This window comes from Cyclobacterium jeungdonense (genome assembly GCF_010994275.1).
In the GTDB taxonomy this organism is placed as follows: domain Bacteria; phylum Bacteroidota; class Bacteroidia; order Cytophagales; family Cyclobacteriaceae; genus Cyclobacterium; species Cyclobacterium jeungdonense.
In genome coordinates, this window is the sequence record NZ_WMCD01000005.1 from 263,344 (window position 1) to 286,629 (window position 23,286).

A 23,286-nucleotide genomic window follows, 5' to 3' on the forward strand; every position below is an offset into this window, starting at 1 on the left:
CATAGTGAGACAAAAAATACCTCGAATACAAAGGTTAAAAGCATGCGATTTATACCATCAACCCAATTTAGATTTTTGTGCTTTATTTTATTGATAACCAGCATTTTTTCCTGCAAAAATAGTCGGGAGGAAACGGATCCTGTGGTTGTCGGCGGGGTCACCGTTTTGGACGAGCGGTTGGAATTGACACTGATGAAGCAGCATCCGGATATTGTCACGCCTATTGGCATTGCCGTGGATACGCAGGACCGCGTCTACGTGCTTGAATCCAACACACATTTACCTCCAAAGGACTATGAAGGCCCCGACTACGATATCATTAAAGTGTATGAGGACAGTGATGGAGACGGGACCTGGGACAAGGAGTCCGTCTTTGCAGAAGGATTGTTTGAAGGTTTGAATATCGCTTTTTCTCCGGAAGGGAATTTGTATGTGGTTACCTCCAAAGAGATTTGGAAATTTTATGATGAAGATGGGGATGGAATCAGCGAAAGGCGCGAAAAGTTGATGGCCTTTACCCAACCCAAACAGGTCTATGCCCATGCTGCCATATTGAGCATTACCTTCGATACCGAAGGCTGGATGTATATAGGAAGGGGAAATACCGGAGCAGCACATTGGATTGTAGAGGGAAGCGATGGCAGTCAAGTCGAAGGTTATGGAGACGGAGGCAATATAATTCGGGCCAGAACCGATGGATCGGAGCTGGAAATATTTTCTACCGGATACTGGAATCCCTTTGACCTGAAGTTTGATAACTACGGTCGCTTGCTGGTAGCCGACAACGATCCCGACAGCCGTGGTCCCAATCGACTGGTACATGCGGTAAAAGGCTCCGACTTTGGTTACCAATCGTTTTTTGGTGGCAGCGGCATCCACCCCTACCTGGCCTGGAATGGTGAATTGCCCGGAACCCTACCCTATGCTGTTCCTTTGGGTGAATCACCGTCAGGACTCCTGAATGCCAACCTGGCCAGACTACCCCGGGATTATAATGACCAAATGCTTTGCTCCATCTGGGAAGAGAGCAGCATCGTCCGCATTGCTCTGGAGGAAAAAGGCCTGTCGGTAACCGGATCTACGGAAGTGATTTTACAGGGTGGAGAGGATTTTAGGCCGGTGGCTTTCGCCAGCGATAGTGAGGGTGCCATTTATTTTACAGATTGGGTGGAGCGGGTTTATCCCAACCATGGAAAAGGGAAAATATGGAAACTTTCAGCTAAAGAAAATAGGGATCTAGTGGAGCGCAGGTACCAATATGATTTCCCCAAACCCAACAAAAACGTTGAAAAATTTCAGGAAATTCTATCCGCCACCAGTGATTTTGACCAGCTATTGGAGCAACTTAGGTCCGATGATCCCTTTGTAAAACATGCGGCGGTGATGGCTTTAAGCAATGAGAGGCATTGGGAAAACCTCGAAGAAGCGATAAACGGCGAATCCCCTGCCATACGATTGGGAGTGCTACTGGCACTTCGGCGTTCCAATCACCCAAAGGAGGGAGCACTTTCCGGAAAATTTTTGGAAGATTCTGATCCTGAAATCCGAAACATGGCCCTGATATGGATAGGCAGTCGTGGGCTGCTAACACAAAGGGAAAATTTGGAGAAGGCGCTGGTAGTCGGAGATTTCAATACAACGTTATTCGAAACCTATCTGGAAACGGTAAAATTGTTGGAGCCGGAATTCCGGGTGGCATTCGAAAACAAAGAGGAGGAAGTCTCCAAGCGGATCCCTTTAAAATTGCCGGACAACTTCATCGTTGATATCGTCAGGGACCCTTCCAAGCCTACTCAGATGAGGGGATATGCGCTAAAATATTTGGAAAACCCGTCTGCCGAAAAGGACCTTCTCCTGGAATTTTTGGACCGGGAAAAGGAAGAGGAAGTCCTTTTGGAAATCATCCATACCTTGGCCGATGTGCCCGATAAAGAAGTAGCCAACGCTTTGCTTCAAGTCAGTTTATCAACAAATAGGCCCATCAATATACGGGCAGAATGCTTGTCAGCACTGTCCCGGCAGCCTGATGAGGTTTGGAAAGAGATAATTCCTTTATTGGAAGTTTCCAATGAAAACCTTGCGATTGCTGCGGCAAGGTATCTTCGGGCCAAAAGTGGAGAAGAAGCCGTAAAGCTTGCCATGGAGCGGGTCTTGAATGATGGAAGCAGCTGTGACAGTGAAGCTCTGCGACAGCAATTGATGTTGGCCCTCTATCAGGATTCTGGAGAGCGACCCGATTCCAGAGAAATAGCTCAGTGGGAATCCCTACTGGAAGGACCCGCTGACCCGGATAGGGGGCGAAGGATTTTTTACTCTAACACTTCCCTTTGCTCCACGTGCCATGCCATAGATGGCCGAGGAGGTGATCTTGGCCCTGATTTGAGCAATGTTGGAAAGTCTAAAGATCGTAGCGCTCTTATTAGCTCTATTATTTTGCCATCCCAAGAAATGAGCCCGGAGTGGCAAGGTTGGTACATTGAAATGAAAGGCGGCACCCGACATGAAGGCCGGCAAATAGATGTGGGCTATGATGATATCAAGCTCTATACCCAGGCAGCGGGTTTTGTACAGGTGGAAAAAGATGACATCGCAGATTATGGGATGTCCGAAAACTCACTGATGCCTGAAGGCCTTGCGCAGCGGCTGACCAACCAGGACCTGAAAGACTTGCTGGCTTACCTGGAGAGTCAATAGCTTTCTTTCTCGTTTGGAAAATCACCGGACTTCACGTCTTGTATGTAATTTCCAACGGCTTCCAACATCGTAGAGCGAATATCGGCGTATTGCCTGAGAAAACGAGGCTGAAATTCTTGAGTGATGCCCAACATGTCGTGCAGTACCAATACCTGCCCGTCTACGTCCTGCCCCGCTCCAATGCCGATAACGGGGATAGATATTGTTTCCGCTACTTTTTTGGCAAGCTTAGCAGGAATTTTTTCCAATACCAGCGCAAAACAGCCGCATTCCTCCAGAATTTTGGCATCTTCCAAAAGTTTACCGGCTTCCTCCTTTTCCCTGGCCCGGACGGTATAGGTACCAAATTTATAAATCGACTGTGGGGTGAGGCCCAAATGACCCATAACCGGTACACCGGCACTTAAAATCCGGACTACGGATTCTTTGATTTCTGCACCGCCTTCTACCTTGACGGCGTGGGCACCGGACTCCTTCATGATCCGGATAGCGGATCGGAGCGCCTCAGAACTGTTTCCCTGGTAGGAGCCAAAGGGAATGTCCACCACGACCAGCGCTCTTTCCACTGCTCTGACAACAGCGGTGGCATGGTAAATCATCTGATCCAGGGTAATGGGCAGGGTGGTTTCATGTCCCGCCATCACGTTTGAAGCCGAGTCGCCTACCAGTATCATGTCAATGCCGGCAGCATCCACTATTCCGGCCATGGAAAAATCATACGCGGTTAGCATGGAAATCTTTTCGTGCCGCTTTTTCATCTCCTGAAGAATGTGGGTAGTGATTCGTTTCAGGTGGGTAGATTGGTGTACTGACATTTTTAGTGTAGGTGAACGGTGGAGGCTTCTGAATTTAAATCTACGGTAATGTGTTCGCTCAGCGTAGTGGCCAACTCAAAACCGGTGTAATCCGGAGCGACGGGATACAACTTGTGACTTCGGTTTACCAGGACAAGTACTTCCATTTTCTTGATTCCAGCTTCCAAAAACGGGACCATGGCATAGGCCAGCGTTTTGCCGGTGTTTAATACATCGTCCACCAGAATTATAGATGCGCCGGCCAAGGGGACTTGTTCTGAAAGATGAATCTCGTGGAGTTTTGGATGGGATTTGTCCAGGTCTATCTTAATTAATTGGAGGCTAAAGGGAGCGATTTCACGGAGTTTTTCCACCACCCGCTCGGCAAGTACGTAGCCCATTCCGGTCATGCCAGCCACTACCAGGTCCTGTTCCCCGGCATTTCTTTCGTAAATCTCAAATGCCATTCGGGTAATCTTTTGTTGGATCTGCCGATGGTTCAAAACCATCGTTTTTCCTTGTTGCGTCATTTCCATGCCCTTTTCAAAATTTTAATGAAATTAACCGAAAAGACCCTGCTTTCAAAACAATGGCCTAAAATACTGGTTTTCCCTGCCTTTTCCGCCAGGAGACCTTACCTATCGATGGCTGTCTTCTTCGTCTAGTATTTTTAGATAACTTTCGTACCGGTACGGATGGATATATCCCTGTTCCAGCTGCTCAATGACCTTGCATCCCGGTTCGTTTACATGGGTGCAGTTGTTGTATTTACATTGCCCCAAATAGGCTCTCATTTCTACAAAATAATGAGACAGTTCTTGCTCCCCGATGTCCAGAATTCCAAACTCCTTGATTCCCGGCGTATCGATCAGGTAACCCTTGTCTTTGCCCAAGGAAAACATTTCGGCAAAGGTGGTCGTATGTACCCCTTTTGATGAGAATTTGGAAACTTCCTGTGTGACCTGGCTGGCCGCTGGCACCAACCTGTTTAGCAACGTGGATTTGCCTACTCCCGAATGGCCGGCAATCAAGGTGGTCTTCTTTTCCAGTAGGGGGAGGAATCGTTCGGTCAGGTTTGTATCGTTGAGCGCGGAAAGCTCCAACACCGGGTAGCCCAGGGGTTCGTATATTTCCCGGATTAGTGCTTTGTATTCCAAATCTTTTTCTTTCGAAAGGGTTTCTACTTTATTGATCAGAATACTGGCGGGTATCCGAAAACTCTCAGTGCTAACCAAAAAACGGTCGATGAATCCCAGAGAAGTCCGGGGATTTCGGACAGTTACCATCAGGTAGGCCTGATCCACATTGGACGCCAATATATGCGAAAAATGTTGCTTCCGGGTAGATTTGCGTATAATATAGTTTTCCCGAAGAAGGATGTTGGAAATGACGGCCGTTTCCTGATCTTTTTCCTTGGCAAGCTCCACATAATCGCCCACCGCAATGGGGTTGGTCAGCTTCAGGTCTTCCTGCTTGAACTTTCCTCGCAACCGTGCCTTCAGCAGTCCCTCAGTGGTTTGAACTTCGTACCAGGAGCCTGTCGTTTTAATTACCCTTCCTTTCATCTGTTTATATTTTTTTTTCAACGGTCATTACCTGTCCCGCACCGAAGGTCGGGATAGCCTATGCCGATCTTTAATCGGGAGAATCTCGCATGCTTTATAATCATCCCACTGTGTGACGTTCTAGTCATGCTCGATTACATGTTCGTTTTTTATTATGGCTATGGTCTTCTCTGCGCTGCCCAAATTGTCCCGGAGCAATTTTTTAGCGGCCTGACGGGCCTGATTATACTTTGTAATTTGGCTCAAATGGTTCATGGCATCGAACAAATCCTCCTTATTTTTAACAGCAAAGCCACAGCCGTACTGTTGACTGATAGCTGCTTCCGGAAATTTGGAGGCTCGCTTTACCTGGCCAAACAAAACAGGGATACCAAAGGCCAGTGGCTCCAGAATATTGTGTAGCCCTTTACCAAATGCGCCTCCCACATACGCCCAGCGGGCAAATTGATAAAGGGAGGAAAGCATGCCAATATTATCAATTATCAGGACTTGCCATTCCCGGGAGTCCTCCCTGCTCTCGAATTCTGAATAGGTTAGGGAGGTCTTTTGAATGGCTTGTTGCCATTTCTGAATGGTTCCTGTATGAAGGTCGTGTGGGGCAATGATGAACTGTAGGTCTTCGGATTGGTTAATCCAAGGGATGAGCAGGTCCATGTCCTCCTGCCAAACGCTCCCCAGAACCATGACGGGTTGCCGGATGCTTTCCCGGATAGCCGGAAAGGATTTTGGACGCAGGCTGATGGCTGCCACATTGTCAAATCGGGGATCTCCGGTTTGAGTGGCATTTTTATATCCAATTTGCTCCAGCAAGCCAATGGAAGCCGCATTTTGGGTAAAAATATGATGGAAGCAAAAGAGTATCTTTCGGAAAAAGCTGCCGTACCAGGAAAAGTAAACCTGTTCCTTCCTGAAGGAAGCAGCCACCAGAAAGCTGGGAATCTTTCGTCTTTTTACCTCTAAGAGGTGATTTGCCCAGAGATCGTATTTGATAAAGACGACCAGGTCGGGAGCAAGCATATTCACAAATTTTTTGGCATGTGAGGCTTTGTCTATAGGGATGTAGGTAAAATAATCCACCCAGGGTTGTTTTTTTTTGATTACCTGCTCGTAACCGGAGGGGCTGAAAAATGAAACGGCGACCGCCCAGAGGGGATATTTTTCCTTGAACGCAGCGATAACCGGTTTGGCCTGTTCGTATTCGCCGAGAGATGCCACATGAAACCAGACCAGGGGGCTGGGGTGTTTTTTTCGAAAGTCCCTGAGTGATTCAAAAATGCCTTTCCTTCCATCAACCGCCTTTTTGAGTTTCACCGACCCCCGACTTCCGATTTTCATGACAAAGTCCAGCAAGTGCATGCTCAGGTTGTATACCAATTTCATCTGTTTATATTTTTTTTTCAGCGGTCAGATGGAATCTCGCATGCTTGATAATCATCCCGGTGTGTGACGGATACGTCATGCTCGATTTCATGACGTAAAATTACATCAAAAATAGTTCTTTGAGCAAGGTGGCCTCCAATTCATGTCCCCCCGGATAATGGAAGAGGCGTAAATCGCGGATCCCTGCTTCTGTCAACCGGGAGTATTGTTCCTGAAAATTTTCCGTGGAAAGAAAAGGGTCTTCCTCCCCTAAAGCAGCCATTACCCTGCTGCCTGCCAACCTACGCTGAAGCAAAACTGAATCCAAGTCGTAGGCAGGGGCTCCTCCCCAGAAAATTACTTTGTCCAGCGGAAAATCCATCTGACAAATCCATCGACTCATGGTGGCGGCACCCTGTGAAAAACCGAGTGTATGGACTACTTCTATATCGGGAAGCTGCTTCCGAATTTCAGTCAGCATGGTATTGAGGTATTCGTTGGTATTGGCAATATCTGGTTCTCGTTCGTGTTTGGTCATCCAGTTGGCACCTACCCGACCGGAAAATCCCTTCAAATAATGCCGGTTAAGCCCTTCAGGTGCTACGATCATACGGTCTTCGGTATCAAGAGAACCAAACTTCCGCAGAAAATAATAGGCCAGTTGCCCATAGCCATGAAAAACTATCCAAAGGCTGGTTTCTTTTCCTGTAGGCGGGTGACTCAAATAATATATGTGCCGATGGGTGTAGGACAGGTGCCGGGAAACCATTATTTGTTTAGATCTTCAAATTGATAGGGCAATAAGTCCTGTATACTGTTAGCGCGAAGGAGTGTTCCATCCGGCCGGTTCATCAGGATTTCTATAGGCGCGTTAAACTTTCGTTCGTACTCACTGATACTTTGCCGGCAAAGCCCACAGGGTGTCACGGTGGCTGAGGCGCTGTTATCCGACTTTTTGGCTGTAATGACCAGAATCTCCGGTTTTAAATCAGGAAAATTGGCATGAGTGTATCCGAGAAGGATCCTTTCCGCACAGACTCCTACTGGAAAACAAATATTTTCCTGATTGTTTGCCCAAAAGGTTTGCCCGTCTTCCAAGATTACAGCCGCACCCACCCGGAAATTGGAGTAGGGTGCATAGGCTAAGTCTGTCGCATTGCTGGCAAGTTGGAGGAGATTTAGGCGAACGGCATCCAGCTTCTCTACTGGTACAATTTCAAGGCTGCTGGTACTGATGATTTTCCTGTTTTCTTCCATGTGTATTCCTAGATTTCAATAGTTAAACATACGGTTAAATTTATAAACCTACCCAAAACAGAACAAAATATGCGATTGGCGAATTGAACTTTTTGAATATTTTTTTTAAAAAATAGGCACCGTATTTATTCGTTTTAACGTTTTATACTTACCTTAATCGTGGATTTCCCGAATGGGATGAACCAAAACTAACCCGAAAAGTTATTAGAATGACAGTCCTTTAACTAATCTTTTTAAATGGTTAGCGGGTAAAAAATGTAAGTTAGTATAAACCACAAAAGGAGTACATTATGAAAAAAAATTTTACTTATCTTTTATTACTACTGTTCTGCTTTATGTTGCAGGGGTCCTATTTGCTGGCACAGCAGCGGACGGTCAGTGGTAAGGTTACCTCCACCGAGGATGGAGAAGCACTACCAGGAGTGAGCATCGTGATTGAAGGCAGCAGCACGGGGACCGTATCTGATCTGGAAGGAAATTATTCCCTGGTAGTTCCAGGTCCTGATGCCGTTTTGCTCTTTTCGTTTATTGGTTTTGCTACCCAATCCGAGCAAGTTGGAAACAGGCAAACATTGAATATTGCATTGAGTCCGGAAGCTGGAGATTTGGATGAATTCATTGTAACGGCCTTTGGTATTTCTCAGGAGAAAAAGTCTCTGGGCTATTCCGCTCAAAGCATCGATTCGGAGGCCATTACGAAAATGAAACAGCCCAACCTGGTTAATGCCTTGCAGGGCCAGGTAGCAGGCGTTCAGGTCACCAATTCAGGTGGAGCGCCGGGTCAATCGGCAAGAATCATTATCCGGGGCATCAACTCCCTGGATCCCGGTGCGGACAACCAACCCCTGTTTGTGGTGGATGGGGTACCAGTAGATAATTCGACCATAGAATCTTCCGGTACACCCAGAGGGCTATCGAACCGGATGGCAGACGTCAATCCAAATGATATTGAATCCATGTCGGTGCTTAAAGGTGCTGCCGCAACCGCGTTGTATGGCGTTCGGGCTGCCAATGGTGCCGTGATTATTACCACAAAAAAAGGAAAAGAAGGACAAATCCGGGTCAATTACAGCGGTTCGGTTGGTTTGGAAACCCTGAACCGGCTGCCCAAGTTACAGGATGAATACGGGCAGGGATTCAGTGGGGAATACCAACCCAGCAGTTTCTGGCCTTCCTGGGGAGCACCCATCGCTGAGGTCCAACAGACCGTACCGGATCACATGTATCAGGACAACTGGAACAGGGCCTTTAACACAGGCGTGCAGGTAGATAATAGCGTTAGTATCTCTGGTGGGAATGAAGTCGCTACTTTTTACGGATCTTTCGGTAACCTCATGCAGGAGGGAATTATCCCTTTTTCAACCTGGGACAGGACCACGGCCAAGTTATCCGGTTCGGTGAAGGCCAGCGAGAAATTTGACTTCTCCGGATCCATTAATTTCTCCAATACAGGTGGAAACCGGGTACCCCATGACCGCTTTATGGAGCGCATGATGTATTGGTCTGAAACCACAGACGTTCGGGATTACATTAACGAAGACGGTACCATGCGAACCTATGGCAATACCAACCCGATCTACGATGCGCGCTTTGCTACCTACGAAGACGACGTAAACCGTATCATTGGAAACATTAACATGAATTACAATCCTACGGACTGGTTGTCGTTTTCCTACCGCCTGGGAAATGATTTCTATAGCGATGTGCGGACAGAAATCACTCCTGGCCCAAAGGGAATTGATGGGGAAGTAGCCCTGAGCTCCACGGGTCTTCTAGAGGAGACGCGAATAAACAGCCGGGATCTTACCTCCAACTTCTACATTACCCTTAAAAAACAATTCAATGCAGATTGGAATACCAGCCTAAGGCTTGGAAACGATATTTTTGAAAGACGGTATGATCGGGTTACGGCGAGGGGAGAAAATTTTGTGATCCCTGAGTTTTATAACCTGAACAATACTACCCAGATTTTCGCCGGCCAGGGCAAAAGTCTTCGAAGGTTGATCGGTTATTACGGAGACTTGATGGTAGATTATAAAAACTACCTGTTTTTGAACATTACCGGAAGAAACGACATATCCTCCACCTTGCCCAAGGACAACAATTCCTTCTTTTACCCTTCGGTAAACCTTGGCTATGTAATCAGCGAAAATCTAAGTCTGCCATCCTGGCTTACTTTTGGGAAATTACGCGCTTCCTGGGCGCAGGTAGGAAAAGATACCAATCCCCACATCTTAGGGGCTACCTATGCTTCTCCGTCCATATTTCCATTGAACGGACAGGTGGGATTTACCCGGAACTCGGTCTTCGGAGATCCCAATCTGCGGCCAGAGCAAACCACCTCTGTGGAATTTGGAATTCAGACGGCCTTCTGGGATAACAGGGCTAACTTCGATGTGACCTATTACAAGTCCAACGCCAAAGACCAGATTATTCCTGTTCCCATTTCTGACGCAACTGGCTTTTCTTCCTATATCACCAACGCAGGGGAAATTGAAAACAGCGGATTTGAATTTATTTTGGGAGGCACGCCGGTACAGACTCAGGATTTTTCCTGGAATATCAATGCCAACCTTTCCATCAATAACAATGAAATCAAATCCATCAGGGAAGGTATTGATGAGATAGTAGTCGGCAGCCAGTTTGGTTATGTGGGGTCTACCGTTACGATGAAGCTAATTGAGGGAGAAGCCTATGGCAACATTTTCGGCAGCTCTTATCAGCGGTTGGGAGCGGATCCGGACAATCTGTTTCTTGACCGGAGCCTTCCGGTGATCATTGGAGCCAATGGCTTTCCAGTAAGGAACGGGACCCAATTGATTCTTGGAAATGCGGTGCCCAAATGGATCGGCGGTATCCGGAACGATTTTACCTACAAAGGGTTTGAGTTGTCCTTTTTGGTGGATTTTAGAACCGGAGTGGACCAGTACAACCAATACAATAATTTCCTTTCCGCTTTTGGGAAAAATGAATTTACAGAGGCCCGGGAAGATTTCAGGGTATTTGAAGGAGTTCTTGCCGACGGGTCACCCAACACGCAGGAAGTTTGGTTAGGTCAGGGAGAAGGGCCTGATGGGGTCGACTATGGTGCCGGCTACTGGAGAAATCACTACCGGACTACCAGCGAAAACTTTGTCTCGGATGCCAGTTTTATCAAGTTGAGAAACCTGACGCTTGCCTATAATCTGAGCCCGAATATTTTAGGAAACACACCATTTCGATCCGCCAGAGTATCGGTGGCGGCCAATAACATCATCTTATATACTCCCTGGGATGGCTTCGATCCGGAGTCTTTCTCTGCGGGTGCTGGTGGCAATGCCGTAGGATTTACCGGCCTGGGCTTCCCGGGTGTACAGAGCGTTTTCTTTAATCTGAACCTTGGACTTTAATTTTCAGCTACTATGAAATCTATATATAATCTAATTCTGGGCGCATTGCTTCTTTTTGGGGCAAGTGCCTGTGAGAATTTCCTCGACGTAAATGAAAATCCAAATAATCCACAGGATGCACCGATAAGTGGGTTAATGACCAACGCCACCTACGAGACAGCTTTGAACGTGCAGCGTATTGGTAGCATTACATCCAATTACGTACAATACCTGGCTTCACCCAATCCAGCCAGTTCTTCCGATGTGATGGATCCGCTGAATTACAGCGGTACCTGGTTTAACTTGTATAATGTGATGACGGACCTGACGGATCTAATAAGTAAGGCCGAAGAATCGGATGCTGGACATTATCTGGGCGCAGGGCAAGTATTGATGGCGCTGAACCTGGGGATGACGGTAGACATTTTCGGAGATGTTCCTTATTCGGAGGGATTTGACTTTAGTGCCGTCACTCCTACCTATGATGATGACGAGCAACTTTATGGGGAGATTTTGAGCTTGTTGGATCGGGGGATCCAGAACCTATCGGGACCCACCGCCATCTCCATTGGCGATGATGATTTTATATTTCAGGGGGATGTGGATAGCTGGCTAAAATTTGCCAACATGCTCAAAGGCCGATTCATGCTGCATACCAAAGATACCGGAAGCTACAACGAAACGGAATTGCTTTCCGCCCTCGACAACGGGTTTAGCGGAAACGAAGACGATGCTGCTGTGGCGTTTTTTGATCAACGTTTTAATCCCTGGGCCCAGGTCGCTATTAATAATGAAAACCTGCTTTTGGGAGGATGGATTTCCACTCAGTTTGTGGAGGCCCTGGACGGTACTTCGTATCCTACGGTTGATCCCAGACTACCACTGATGATAGGTACCACCGATGATGGAGAGTTTATTGGTGTTCCCAATGGAGCAGGCAGGGGCGATGCACCGGAACAAGGAGCCCGATCTACACTAATTCCCGGACAATTTTATACCTCTGAGCTGTCACCGCTATTGATTGCAACCTATGCGGAGCAGAAATTTATTGAAGCGGAAGCCGCCTTAATGAGTGATCCCAATCGGGCCTATGCTGCTTACCTGGAAGGCATCGAAGCCCATATGGATATGCTGGAGGTGGCTGAATCCGAGAAAGAAGCCTATCTCTCCGACCCGAGTGTAAGTGTAGGAGCGGGATCCCTGACACTGGATGCTATTTTAAAGGAAAAATGGGTAGCCCTATTCCTGCATCCTGAGACCTGGAACGATGCCCGGAGGTTTGATTACGGCTATAAAGACATGACCTTGCCTGCAAATCTCAATTCAAATTTGAACAATCAGTTTATCCGGAGATTGGCCTATCCGGATAATGAGGTCAGCAGGAACGGGGAGAATGTTCCTGACGTGACCCTGTTGGACCGAATCTGGTGGGACCAGTAAGGAATTAAATTGACTCACCTTTTGTGCCGGGCGAAGTTTCAAACTTCGCCCTTTTTTCAGCGCTATTAGTAGAAAAATGGCTGGCATAAGCTCATTTGCTACGGTCCATAATCAAGGGGAAATGAAAATCAAGTCCGGAAAGTTCAATTAATTAAGGGTGCGGGAAAAATTCACTAACGGAATCACTTACTCCAAGGCATAAGCCACGACGTAATCACCCAGGGGAGTTCCCAGCTTTCCATGACCTCCAGCTGAGATCACCACATATTGTTTTTTATCAATTTGATAAGACATGGGCGTAGATTGGCCGCTTGCAGGAAGCTGATTTTGCCAAAGAAGCTCACCGGTTTCCGTATCAAATGCCCTGAAAAAACCATCCAATGAAGCGGCCACAAAAGTTAGCCCGCCAGCCGTGGTCAAGGCACCTCCGAAGTTTATAGACCCCCAATTCACTGCTTCCGGATAGGTTTGAGGGTCGTACATAAAGCCAAGCGGCACTTCCCATTTGAGTTCACCCGAATTCATGTCAATGGCCAGCAAGGTTCCCCAGGGCGGTTTTGTCTGCATTTGCAGTCCGCTTTCGTTTCTCGCAAACAGGTAATCCCTTTTCAGCACATAGGGAGTTCCCTCCTGAAGTCCGGTTTCTGCCCTTAAAAGGGCCTCATTCTTTCCTTCTTCTTCCTTAAGTTTTTCCCGGGGGATCAGGCGGACAACAGCTACCAGGCGGTTGATGTTGGTGATCAATAGCTTTCGTTCGGGATCGTAAGTAACTCCTCCCCAATGCACACCTCCTGCATTGGAAGGGGTCACCATGGTACCTTGCAGGCTTGGCGGCGTAAACGGCCCCTCATTTCGTAAGGATGCGATTCGGTTTTCTGCAATTTCCCTTTCGACTTCGGTTAATCCCCAGGCATCTGCTACACTTATGTGCTGTGGCCCAACCGGCCTTGGCAAAATCGGAAAAGGCTGGGTAGGATACGCTTGTTCACCGGGCACCTCGCTTCGGGGAACAGGCCGTTCTTCCACCCGGAATAAGGGCTTACCGGTTTCTCTATGCAAAATAAAAATATGCCCCATCTTGGTACCCACCGCGACAGCAGGCAACTTTAACCCATTCCTTTCTACATTAATTAGTGCTGGTTGGGCAGCGTTATCGTAATCCCAGAGATCGTGGTGAACGGTCTGGAAATGCCACACCAGCTCACCCGTACTGGCCCGGAGGGCTACGATTGAATTGGCATATTCATTCTTCCCAATGCGTTCTCCTCCATAGTAATCAGGACTGGGACTAGTAGTTGGGATAAACACCAGGTCTCTTTCCGGATCAACCGAAAGAATTGACCAGGCATTGGCGGCTCCGGTCTGAGCGGCCTTTTTTCCTATCCAGGTAGCTCTTGCCGGATCTCCTGCCGCTCTGGGTATGGGATCCCAACTCCATTTCAACTTTCCAGTCAATACATCATACGCCCTCACAACTCCTCGTTCATAATTCAACCGTTGATTATCACCCATGGAAGTGCCGGTAATTAGGGTATTCCCGATGATCGCGGGAGGTGAGGTTACACTGATTGGGCCGATACCTTTTCGTAAGTCAATAGTTCCCTTTTTGCCAAAATCAGAAATTGGCTTGCCGGTAGCCGCCGATAGGGAAATCATACGGCCGTCAATAGTGGCCAGGTAGATTCTTCGCTCCAAATTATTTCCCACTACATCCGGTCCTGGCCAGGTGGATACGCCCCGGGAAGTAATTTCAGAGTAGTCCTCTTTCAGGTTTACTTTTGGGTCAAACGTCCACTTTTCGGCACCGGAAACGGCATCCAAAGCAATGACCCGATTGCTCGGAGTACTCAGATACAACACTCCCTCCACCATCAAAGGGGTGGCTTCAAAAGCTGCTTTTTCTGCTGCATCATTGTTTCGGTAGTATTCCAATTCCCCGGTACGGTAGGTCCAGGCCACTTTCAGCTGATTGACATTATCGGGGGTTATGTGGGAAAGCGCTGCATGCCGCATGCCACCCGGGTCGCCTCCATAGGCCGGCCATTCCCTGTCATTTCCCTGTCCAAAAACAGCATCAGGCTGTGTCAGGGAAAGGAATAAAAACAGAAAGAAAATAATTTTCATGGTTGTGAGCATCATAGTACCTTACTTAATCAAAGGAAAAATAATCATTTTCCCCGGTTTAAAACAATGAAAAAACTTAATATTAAGCACTTACAAGCACGATTCCAGCAAACTATGATGGGTTTTCACTTGCTTCCTATAGATAGGAATATTTTTAAAAAAGAGAACCTAATCCATTTGAATGAACATTTTTTTGGTATAAAATTTTGTTGAGAAATGGTTACATATTGAAAGAAGGTTCAGAAATAGAGGTCATAAAAGGCATACTAAAAAAAACTCAGTAAAGGTAAATCCAATAATGGTGTAAACAGATACTACTTGTCAAAAAGCCATTTGAAATGGCCAATCGTACCCGATCTCAAAATCATATTATGAGTACTTTCTTTCCTTTCTAACCGAAACGGCAAATGCCGCAACGCCGGTTTTGCCCTGGTAAATGCGTGTAGAAAATGCTAGAAACTGACTGTAAGTGCTACACTGCTCTGGAAAGACAGGTTGAACTGCCAGGCCTACCCGTTTTCAAAGAAAAGATCTTCATTCGACAGGTTCGCAAGAGGGCTCTAGAAAAAACACTAAATTCAGAAAAAATGGGAGTGCCTATTGACAAAAAAGGATATAAATGGCCTTGATTTAGGTCGAATTTAGTTTTCATTTAAGACGCTCCAATCAAAAATACCGCCGGTATTTTGTGTAGATCCGGTCTTTCCTTACGCCAGTCCGCCACCTTTTTGGTACGAATGGACTCCCCTTCTCCTGTAAGTTCACTGGCAATACAAAGTTCGGTCCGCCCGTCCAGTTGCTCCAGCAAATCTTCCAGCAAGCGGTTATTTCTAAAAGGAGTTTCCATAAATAGCTGAGTAACCTTCTGCTGCAGGGCCGTCTTTTCCAATTCCTTGATAGCCTCTATGCGGGCTTTTCGCTCGATGGGAAGGTACCCGTGAAAGGTGAAGGCCTGTCCATTAAAGCCGGAACCCATTAGAGCCAGAAACATGGATGAGGGCCCCGGCAAGGGAACCACCCGTATCCCCAGACGGTGCGCCCAGGCCACCGCTTTGGCCCCGGGATCGGCGATACCCGGGCAACCCGCTTCGGATAGGATCCCCACGTCCTGCCCATTTAGCACCGGTTCAAGGAGTTTTTTTACCTGCGGATCCGGCGTTTTTTTATCCAGCTTTTCCATCCGTACCTCTTCCAGATTGACGCCCAATTTCAGGCTGCTAATGTACCTGCGGGCCGTTCGGAAGTCTTCGACCAGGTAATAGGAGGTAGCTGCAATTACGTTTTTGACCAGAGGGGCCATGATGTCAGGACCGGTTTCAAGCACCAATACATTCGGTACCAGGTATACTATTCCCTTTGCTTTCATTATTTTTGGGTATGGAAAATGGAATGCCTTCGTTTGCAAAAATACTTATTATTATCGGACTGTTGTTAGTAATCGCCGGATTGCTGCTTTGGTGGTTGCCCAAATTTCCCGGTTTCAAAGGCGTCCCCGGAGACATGGTGTTCAAAAAAGAAAATTTTACCTTTTATTTTCCCCTGGGTACCAGTATTCTGATCAGTTTGTTGTTAACCTTATTGCTTTATTTATGGCGAAAGTTCGGAGGATAAACGAAAGTTCTGAACCTTAAAACCTAGAGAAATAGGTACGAAAAACCTATAAGAAGCCATTGTTTATGATGAGTATTAGTAAAACCACATTGATTACCAATCTAAAAATTCCTAAAAAAGCGGCGGTTTTAAAATGATCGACCAGATGCCTGTTGGCTAAGCTAAAGCCAAGCAGTCCCAAAACCAACAACAAGTTTAAAATGGTGATGCCAAGCAGCGAGTAATCATACCATTCAGGCAATTCTACGCGGTAAAAAACGCCATAAAGAATATAGATAACCAGGGTTAGCGTACTACTACGGACATTCCATTTACGAAGCTGTTTTCTGGGTAAAGTTCGTGTGGGCATTAATTGGTTAGTTTTGATGAGAGGTTAAGCACCTAGAAAAGCATTTATAGTGGTTATGACCGCATCCGGTTGTTCCGCATGAAGCCAGTGACCGGCATCTTTGAGGTGGATGATGTGATTGTCAGGAAAAAGCGCTTCGATATCTTTCTTGTCACTGCTTTTGATGTAATCCGAATTGGCCCCGCCCATAAACAGGACAGGTTTTTCAAAAGGCTTGTCCGATTCGATGGCTTCTCCCACATTTTCTATTTGTTGGGTGATAACCGGCAGGTTGTTTTTCCAGGCAAACTTACCCTCTTTTCGAGTCAGGTTTTTCAATAAAAACTGCCGGATACCCTTTTCATCAATGAATTCGGCCAATTGGGCTTCTGCTTCTTTCCTGGAATTGGTTTTATTCAGATCCACGGAGTTAAGCGCTTCCAGAATATGCTGGTGGTGAACAGGATAAGGCCTGGGTGCAATGTCGGCTACGATCAGTTTCTCCACCCTTTCCGGGTACATCAGCGCCAGTTTCATGGCCGCTTTTCCTCCCATAGAATGACCCAACAGGTACACGCTATCCAATCCTTCTGCATCCATCAATTCCCGGAGATCTTCCGCCATTACCTGGTAATTCCATTCTTCGGAATGGGGGGAGTCGCCGTGGTTGCGGAGATCAATGAGGTACAAGGTATAACTTTCCTCCAGGTTTTTGGCTATTCCCAGCCAATTGTCTGCCGATCCAAACAGTCCATGAAGGATCAGAAAGGGTTTGCCTTTGCCGCTTTTTTTAAAATTGAGTTTCATGTGTTTATAATTTGCTTTTCAAAGGTCATAACCTGTCCCGCACCAAAGGTCGGGATAGCCTGTCCCGATACTAAATCGGGAGAATCTCGCTTGCTTTATAATCATCCCTCCGTGCGTCGCTTGCGTCATGCTCGATTTCATCCTATTCTGTTTTTATTCTTCCAACTGCCTGAGGTACATTTGGATGGTGTTTTCCAGGCCGTAGTACAGGGCATCGCAGACCAGGGCATGGCCAATCGACACCTCATCCAGATAGGGAATACTTTCCTTTAGAAATTTCAGGTTGTGCAGGTCCAAATCGTGTCCGGCGTTTAGTCCCAGCCCCAGTTCGCGAGCCAGTTGGGATACCTCTATGTACGGGGCCACTGCCTTTTCCCGGTCCTGAGGATACAAGCTAGCATAGGGCTCCGTATACAACTCCACCCGGTCGGTGCCGGTGGCTTTGGCCGCTTCAAAGTAGCGGGTTTCCGGATTAATGAAAATGGAGGTCCGGACACCGTATTCGTGCAATTCAGCGATGATATCCTGTAGCATTTCCCGGTGTGTAATCGTGTCCCAGCCGGTATTGGAAGTCAGGGCTTCGGGGGGATCGGGCACCAGGGTGGCCTGGGCCGGACGGGCTTCCCGAATGATCTCCATATAGCGCCGGTCGGGATAGCCTTCAATGTTGAATTCCGTCTTTATGCGGTCTTTCAGGGCCATTACATCGGTGTACCGGATGTGCCGCTCGTCCGGCCGGGGGTGCACGGTAATGCCCTGGGCACCGAATCGCTCTGCGTCCAGAGCCACTTTTACCAGGTCCGGATTATTGGCTCCCCTGGCATTCCTCAGGGTGGCAATTTTATTTATGTTGACACTTAATTTCGTCATGTTCCAAATATGCGTTAATTTTGCACTAAATTAAATATATTGCGTAAACAATGGTAATTGGGCCGAAGTTTAGGCGTTTGATTTTTTATTCCTGATCCACTTTCGGGTCGCTCACCACAAGAGAAACCAAACTTAAAATTAACATACCATGAGTTTAAAAATTGACATTGAAAAAGAAATCAAACAAGCGATGCTGGCCCGGGACAAGGACAGGTTGCGGGCACTGAGAGCCATTAAATCGCTTATTTTGCTGGAAGAAACCAAAGGAAGTGGGGACAAAGGCTTGTCCGAAGAAGAAGAAATCCAGTTGTTGACCAAAGCCGCCAAACAGCGAAAAGATTCCTTAGAGATTTTTGAAAAGCAGGGTAGAGAAGACCTTGCCGCTCTTGAAAATTCCGAACTGCAGGTCATTCAGGAATTCCTGCCTCAGCAGTTGTCGGAGGAAGAACTGGAGGTAGAATTAAAAACCATTCTCGCCGAAACCGGTGCGGAAGGACCAAAAGATATGGGCAAGGTCATGGGAGTGGCCACCAAAAAACTGGCCGGAAAGGCAGACGGTAAACTCATCTCACAAAAAGTCAAAGCCCTGCTTAATTCTTAGGTATCTCCTTGAGCACGATCGATCTTATCATACTGGGCATGCTGGCCGTAGGGGCCTTTAGCGGATACCGGCAGGGGCTGTTTATTGGTCTTCTGTCTATTCTCGCCTTTTTCATCGGCATTATTCTGGCCTTTCGGTTCATGCATTGGGGTGCGGAATTGTTGGCTGAGCGGGTGGAGAGCCTGACTTTTATGCTTCCTTTTGTTGCCTTTATTCTGATCTTTCTGGCGGTGACCATTACGATCCGTATTTTGGCCTATTTGGTGAAACAAGCCCTGGACCTGACTATTTTAGGTACCTTCGACAATTTTGCGGGCAGCATATTAGGACTACTTAAGTGGTCTATTATGATCAGCCTTCTGATTTGGGTAGCCCATTCCTTTGAGTTTGAGGTGCCGGAGGAAATGCGGAAAGGATCGGTAATCTACCCCATGATAGTGCCCATAGCTCCAGCCATGGTGTCTTTTCTGGATGATTACACTCCCATCATTGATGCGGCCATTGCTACCATTAAAGAACTCGTAAACAGCTCCACTGGTGATCCTGTTAATTGATAATTTCGATTCGTTTTCGTACATGCTGGCGGATTACCTGCGAAGGTCTGGAGAAGAAGTGCGTGTAGTCAGGAACGATGTAACCCTTCGTGATTTGGAATCCCTGGATTTTTCGGCAATGGTTTTGTCTCCAGGGCCGGAAACGCCCTCCCTGGCCGGTAACCTTATGGCGATTACAGCCGGGTATATACATCGCCTCCCGATATTGGGAGTTTGCCTGGGGCACCAGGCCTTGGGCATGTGCTTTGGGGCAAGTCTCCGGAAAAGCCAGTATCCCATGCATGGCAAAGTCTCCACGGTATTCCAAAAGAACGGGCATCCGGTTTTTGAGGGTCTGCCGGAACGGTTTGAGGTGACCCGATACCATTCCCTGGAGCTGAAAGGGCTTCCGGCCGAATTGGAAGTGCTGCTGGAAACGGATCGGGGAGAGCTCATGGCATTTTGCCACCGAAGCCTACCGTTAATAGGGTTGCAGTTTCATCCAGAAGCCCATCTCACGCAGCATGGTGAGAGGCTGCTGTTAAACTGGATAGACCTGTACGCCAAAGAGAAGAGGGAGCAGCTACTGACCAATTGAGCTTTTTGCGCCTGTATCCGTGCGAAAAAGTGATTATTTTTTCCAAAAACAGGTGGAATCTCTTGGATTTGAACCAAGGAGTGCTGGAAGGCGTTTTATTTTACGAATCCTTTTAATACCTTTAGCTATATGAGGGCACTAGACTTTATCAATCATCTGATCCCACCCCTGAAATTTACCGACAAGGTGAAAATGGCCCTATCCTGGATGGAGGAAATCCGGACGAATATCTTGCCGGTTGCAGATAAGGGTGTTTTTATGGGATTCATTACGGATGAAATCATTTACGATATCAACAACCCGGAGTTGACCATTGGCGAAGTGGAGCTGCTGGCTGCTTCCTGCGTGGTGCAGTTGGACCGGCATATATACGAGGTGCTTAGAATCGCCTCCGAAAACCAGGTAAGCATGGTAGCGGTGGTGGATAAAGAAATGAAATACCAGGGTGTGGTTACGGAAGAGGATGCCGTAACGGCCTTTACCGATTCGATTTCGATACAAACCCCTGGCGGAGTGCTGATTCTTTCCATGTTTATGACCGATTACAGCCTGTATGACATTGCCAGGGTGGTAGAATCCGAAAACGCCAAAGTCCTCAGCAGCTTTATTTCTAACGATCCGCTGGACGATAGTAAAATCAAGGTAACCCTTAAAACAGATCAGGTGGAGTTAAGGCATATAAAGGCAACCCTGGAACGCTTCGGCTATAAAATCATTGACCATTACCAGGAAGATGGCGGCATTAGCAGCGAACAGGATCGGCTGGGCAACCTGCTACGATTTTTAGACATTTGATTTTACATGAACATCCTACTGCACGGCATCACCATTTTACCGGAGTTTCATACGTATATTCAGCAGTTAATACAGGTTTTTGAAAACCAGGGACAAGCGGTATGGGTCACCGAAAGTCTCCACCCATCCATACGAGATACTGGCAGCAGGCAATCCATTTCTATCCTACCCGAAGACAATACCGGAATGGAAACGATGGATTTTGTCATTTCTATTGGTGGGGACGGGACGCTTTTGGACACTATTTCCCGCGTAGCTGCACGGGAAGTTCCTGTATTGGGTATCAATACCGGCCGTATGGGGTTTCTAGCTACCATTGCCAAGGAGGAAATTGCGCTGGCCGCAGAAGATCTGATGGCAGGCAGGTATGCCCTGGAGGACAGAAGTCTGGTATGTCTGGAGTCGAGTATTCCGCTTTTTGATGGGCTGAATTTTGGACTCAATGAGTTTACCATCCACAAACGGGACACCTCATCCATGATCACGGTGCACACGTATATTGATGGAGATTATCTCAACAGCTACTGGTCCGATGGGTTGATTGTTTCTACGCCTACCGGATCCACCGGCTATTCCCTGAGTTGCGGGGGGCCTCTTATTTCGCCCATTGCCAGGAACTTTGTCATTACTCCGGTGAGTCCGCATAATCTGAATGTGCGTCCCATAGTGGTCTCCGATGACAGTGAAATCACCTTTAAGATCGAAGGGAGAAGCGAAAAATTTCTGGTATCTTTGGATTCCAGGTCAACTCCCATTGATGCTTCGGTGGACTTGAAGATCAAAAAAGAAAAATTTGTTGCCAAATTGGTTAAATTCCCGAATTACAGCTTCTTTGACACCCTGAGGCAAAAATTGAATTGGGGCTTTGACATGAGGAATTAGTTTTAACAATATTTAACCCGGCAGATACTGCCACGGGTTTTTTATTCGTTAGGTAGTTTATAAATTGCAGCGACTTGAATAAAGCCAGGTATTACACGATCATTTTCACCGCCGTATTGTTTCTTCATGGGCTAACTGCTCATGCACAGCAATACGAGGTAGGATTGGGATTGGGAGCGGGCAGCTATACCGGAGACATCATCCGAACCATAGACCCCACCCAACTGGGTATTCAGGGAACGTTGTTTGGCAGACGAAATTTTGACAATGCCTGGAGCCTGAGAGCAGGGCTTACCGTAAGCCGGCTCAATGCGACGGATAGTATTCGCCCCATTGATCCCGTAGCGATGGTTCGCAATGCCTATTTCACCGGCACCATGGTAGAACTGGCAGCCACCATGGAATTCCATTTTCTGGATTACATGAACCACCGGTCTTCCTCCCGATTTTCACCTTTTGGGTTTTTTGGATTGGGGGTAGGTACATTCTTTGGAAACGGCCAGTCCTATTCAGCCGATCCCCAGCCGGGCAGTTACCGGATGACTTCGGCCATCCTACCCTTTGGCATGGGTATCAAGTACAAGTTGAAGGATCGCTTGCTTTTATCCTTTGAAGGAGGAGCCAAGGCCACCTTTTCCGACTACCTGGATAAAATTGCCACCGACCCGATTGCCCTCCCCCGTTTTCGCACCGACCCCGGAACCGGAGATCCCGTTCTGGATCCCAATGCCATCAATTTTGGCAACCTCTCAGACCGTGATTGGTACTATTTTTTAGGATTTACAATCAGCTATTCCTTCCATCAGATAAAATGCTATCCTTACAATAATTGACCTCAGGATAGAATTTTTGAAAAAGAAGTGTCATTTTTGTGATTCATTACAAATTGGAACCGTACATAGGAATGAAGGAAGTGATTGATAAGGGGAAGATCCCTCAACACATAGCCATAATTATGGATGGCAATGGACGATGGGCTCAGAAGAAGGGGGCCATGCGCATCTTCGGTCATCGGAACGCCATCGCGGCTGTAAGGGATGCCATTGAAGGTGCCGCGGAGCTGGGAGTGAAATACATTACCTTGTACGCATTTTCTACTGAAAATTGGTCCCGCCCCAAGGAAGAAGTGGATGCCTTGATGGAAATCCTGGTACAGGCTATTACCGATGAGGTGCCCACCATGATGGAGAATAATATACGCCTGAGCACCATCGGCGATACCGATAGCCTTCCCGGAAAATGCAGGGAGCACCTGTCCCTTGGAAAGGAAAAGACAGCGGCCAATACCGGCATGACAGTCGTGCTGGCCCTGAGCTATAGCGGACGCTGGGAAATTACTCAGGCGGTACGGGAAATTGTCAAAAAAGTAGTCAGCGGGGAAATCCCGGAGGAAAAAATCAACCAGGAAACAATAGCTTCCTTTTTGAATACCACCGGAATTCCCGATCCCGAGTTGTTGATCCGCACCAGTGGTGAAATCAGGATCAGCAACTTTATGTTGTGGCAGCTGGCATACACCGAACTTTACTTCACGGAAGTATTGTGGCCGGATTTTCGAAAAAAAGACCTGCATGAAGCCATTTTGGCCTATCAGAAAAGGGAAAGAAGGTTTGGCAAAACCGGTGCCCAGATTAAGCCCTCCTAATAACAACACAGGCCT

The 23,286-nt window shown here is 47.2% G+C and carries 22 protein-coding genes; 11 read left to right on the plus strand and 11 right to left on the minus strand.

Translation table 11 applies throughout. The features are described from left to right. Positions 1-42: 42 nt before the first annotated feature. Positions 43-2,694 carry a PVC-type heme-binding CxxCH protein gene (locus tag GKS34_RS12635; protein ID WP_240459288.1) on the plus strand — a complete coding sequence of 884 codons (2,652 nt, stop codon included), beginning with the start codon at positions 43-45 and terminating at the stop codon, positions 2,692-2,694. Here GKS34_RS12635 and panB read toward each other — a convergent pair. The 6 genes from panB to GKS34_RS12665 form a co-directional block, all read right to left on the minus strand. Next, positions 2,688-3,509, minus strand: coding sequence for a 3-methyl-2-oxobutanoate hydroxymethyltransferase (gene panB, locus GKS34_RS12640; RefSeq protein ID WP_163385190.1), 822 nt, complete (start codon positions 3,507-3,509; stop codon positions 2,688-2,690). The genes GKS34_RS12635 and panB overlap by 7 nt on opposite strands. Before the next feature lie 2 nt (positions 3,510-3,511). After that, positions 3,512-4,018 carry a phosphoribosyltransferase family protein gene (locus tag GKS34_RS12645; protein WP_163385281.1) on the minus strand — a complete coding sequence of 169 codons (507 nt, stop codon included), beginning with the start codon at positions 4,016-4,018 and terminating at the stop codon, positions 3,512-3,514. A 108-nt stretch (positions 4,019-4,126) separates the two neighbouring features. After that, entirely contained in the window at positions 4,127-5,053 is a 927-nt protein-coding gene (gene rsgA / locus GKS34_RS12650; protein WP_163385191.1) for a ribosome small subunit-dependent GTPase A, read from the minus strand. Positions 5,054-5,173: 120 nt separating this feature from the next. Further along, positions 5,174-6,433 (minus strand): 3-deoxy-D-manno-octulosonic acid transferase, encoded by a 1,260-nt coding sequence (locus tag GKS34_RS12655; RefSeq protein ID WP_163385192.1) that lies wholly within the window; start codon positions 6,431-6,433, stop codon positions 5,174-5,176. Between the two features lie 100 nt (positions 6,434-6,533). Further along, positions 6,534-7,181: an alpha/beta hydrolase gene (locus GKS34_RS12660; RefSeq protein ID WP_163385193.1), complete on the minus strand. Its 648-nt coding sequence runs from the start codon at positions 7,179-7,181 to the stop codon at positions 6,534-6,536. Continuing rightward, positions 7,181-7,669 carry a cytidine deaminase gene (locus GKS34_RS12665; RefSeq protein ID WP_163385194.1) on the minus strand — a complete coding sequence of 163 codons (489 nt, stop codon included), beginning with the start codon at positions 7,667-7,669 and terminating at the stop codon, positions 7,181-7,183. Before GKS34_RS12665 ends, GKS34_RS12660 begins: the two co-directional genes overlap by 1 nt. Before the next feature lie 290 nt (positions 7,670-7,959). Here GKS34_RS12665 and GKS34_RS12670 point away from each other — a divergent pair, with 290 nt between their 5' ends. Together GKS34_RS12670 and GKS34_RS12675 are read left to right on the plus strand one after the other, a co-directional pair. Further along, the gene (locus GKS34_RS12670) at positions 7,960-11,058 is read left to right on the plus strand and encodes a SusC/RagA family TonB-linked outer membrane protein (protein WP_163385195.1); all 3,099 of its coding nucleotides are present in this window, start codon (positions 7,960-7,962) and stop codon (positions 11,056-11,058) included. Between the two features lie 12 nt (positions 11,059-11,070). Continuing rightward, entirely contained in the window at positions 11,071-12,477 is a 1,407-nt protein-coding gene (locus tag GKS34_RS12675) for a SusD/RagB family nutrient-binding outer membrane lipoprotein (RefSeq protein WP_163385196.1), read from the plus strand. Between the two features lie 186 nt (positions 12,478-12,663). On the opposite strand, the gene GKS34_RS12680 is transcribed toward GKS34_RS12675, so the two are convergent. Together GKS34_RS12680 and GKS34_RS12685 are read right to left on the minus strand one after the other, a co-directional pair. After that, positions 12,664-14,601, minus strand: a complete 1,938-nt coding sequence (locus tag GKS34_RS12680; protein ID WP_240459289.1) for a pyrroloquinoline quinone-dependent dehydrogenase — start codon at positions 14,599-14,601, stop codon at positions 12,664-12,666. Positions 14,602-15,253: 652 nt separating this feature from the next. After that, positions 15,254-15,967: an SAM-dependent methyltransferase gene (locus tag GKS34_RS12685; RefSeq protein ID WP_163385198.1), complete on the minus strand. Its 714-nt coding sequence runs from the start codon at positions 15,965-15,967 to the stop codon at positions 15,254-15,256. An 11-nt stretch (positions 15,968-15,978) separates the two neighbouring features. Here GKS34_RS12685 and GKS34_RS12690 point away from each other — a divergent pair, with 11 nt between their 5' ends. Continuing rightward, the gene (locus GKS34_RS12690) at positions 15,979-16,212 is read left to right on the plus strand and encodes a DUF2905 domain-containing protein (protein WP_240459290.1); all 234 of its coding nucleotides are present in this window, start codon (positions 15,979-15,981) and stop codon (positions 16,210-16,212) included. Between the two features lie 46 nt (positions 16,213-16,258). Here the strand turns inward: GKS34_RS12690 and GKS34_RS12695 are convergent, their stop codons facing one another. From GKS34_RS12695 to GKS34_RS12705, 3 genes are all read right to left on the minus strand, one after another. Beyond that, positions 16,259-16,561, minus strand: a complete 303-nt coding sequence (locus GKS34_RS12695) for a hypothetical protein (RefSeq protein ID WP_163385199.1) — start codon at positions 16,559-16,561, stop codon at positions 16,259-16,261. Between the two features lie 24 nt (positions 16,562-16,585). Then, a complete protein-coding gene (locus GKS34_RS12700) occupies positions 16,586-17,347 on the minus strand; it encodes an alpha/beta fold hydrolase (protein WP_163385200.1) in 762 nt (253 codons plus the stop codon). 153 nt (positions 17,348-17,500) lie between these two features. Beyond that, positions 17,501-18,217, minus strand: a complete 717-nt coding sequence (locus GKS34_RS12705; protein ID WP_163385201.1) for a pyridoxine 5'-phosphate synthase — start codon at positions 18,215-18,217, stop codon at positions 17,501-17,503. 148 nt (positions 18,218-18,365) lie between these two features. Between GKS34_RS12705 and GKS34_RS12710 the strand changes: the two genes are divergently transcribed. The 7 genes from GKS34_RS12710 (at position 18,366) to uppS (ending at position 23,271) form a co-directional block, all read left to right on the plus strand. Further along, a complete protein-coding gene (locus GKS34_RS12710; RefSeq protein ID WP_163385202.1) occupies positions 18,366-18,818 on the plus strand; it encodes a GatB/YqeY domain-containing protein in 453 nt (150 codons plus the stop codon). A gap of 8 nt (positions 18,819-18,826) precedes the next feature. Beyond that, a complete protein-coding gene (locus tag GKS34_RS12715) occupies positions 18,827-19,372 on the plus strand; it encodes a CvpA family protein (protein WP_163385203.1) in 546 nt (181 codons plus the stop codon). Beyond that, entirely contained in the window at positions 19,356-19,949 is a 594-nt protein-coding gene (locus GKS34_RS12720) for an anthranilate synthase component II (protein WP_163385204.1), read from the plus strand. The genes GKS34_RS12715 and GKS34_RS12720 overlap by 17 nt, the downstream gene beginning before the upstream one ends. Positions 19,950-20,078: 129 nt before the next feature. Beyond that, positions 20,079-20,744 (plus strand): CBS domain-containing protein, encoded by a 666-nt coding sequence (locus GKS34_RS12725; protein WP_163385205.1) that lies wholly within the window; start codon positions 20,079-20,081, stop codon positions 20,742-20,744. A gap of 6 nt (positions 20,745-20,750) precedes the next feature. Continuing rightward, a complete protein-coding gene (locus tag GKS34_RS12730; RefSeq protein ID WP_163385206.1) occupies positions 20,751-21,626 on the plus strand; it encodes an NAD kinase in 876 nt (291 codons plus the stop codon). A 74-nt stretch (positions 21,627-21,700) separates the two neighbouring features. Beyond that, entirely contained in the window at positions 21,701-22,459 is a 759-nt protein-coding gene (gene porG / locus GKS34_RS12735) for a type IX secretion system protein PorG (RefSeq protein WP_163385207.1), read from the plus strand. A 71-nt stretch (positions 22,460-22,530) separates the two neighbouring features. Continuing rightward, on the plus strand, positions 22,531-23,271 hold the full coding sequence (uppS, locus tag GKS34_RS12740) for an undecaprenyl pyrophosphate synthase (protein ID WP_163385208.1): 741 nt from the start codon (positions 22,531-22,533) through the stop codon (positions 23,269-23,271). Positions 23,272-23,286: the final 15 nt, after the last annotated feature.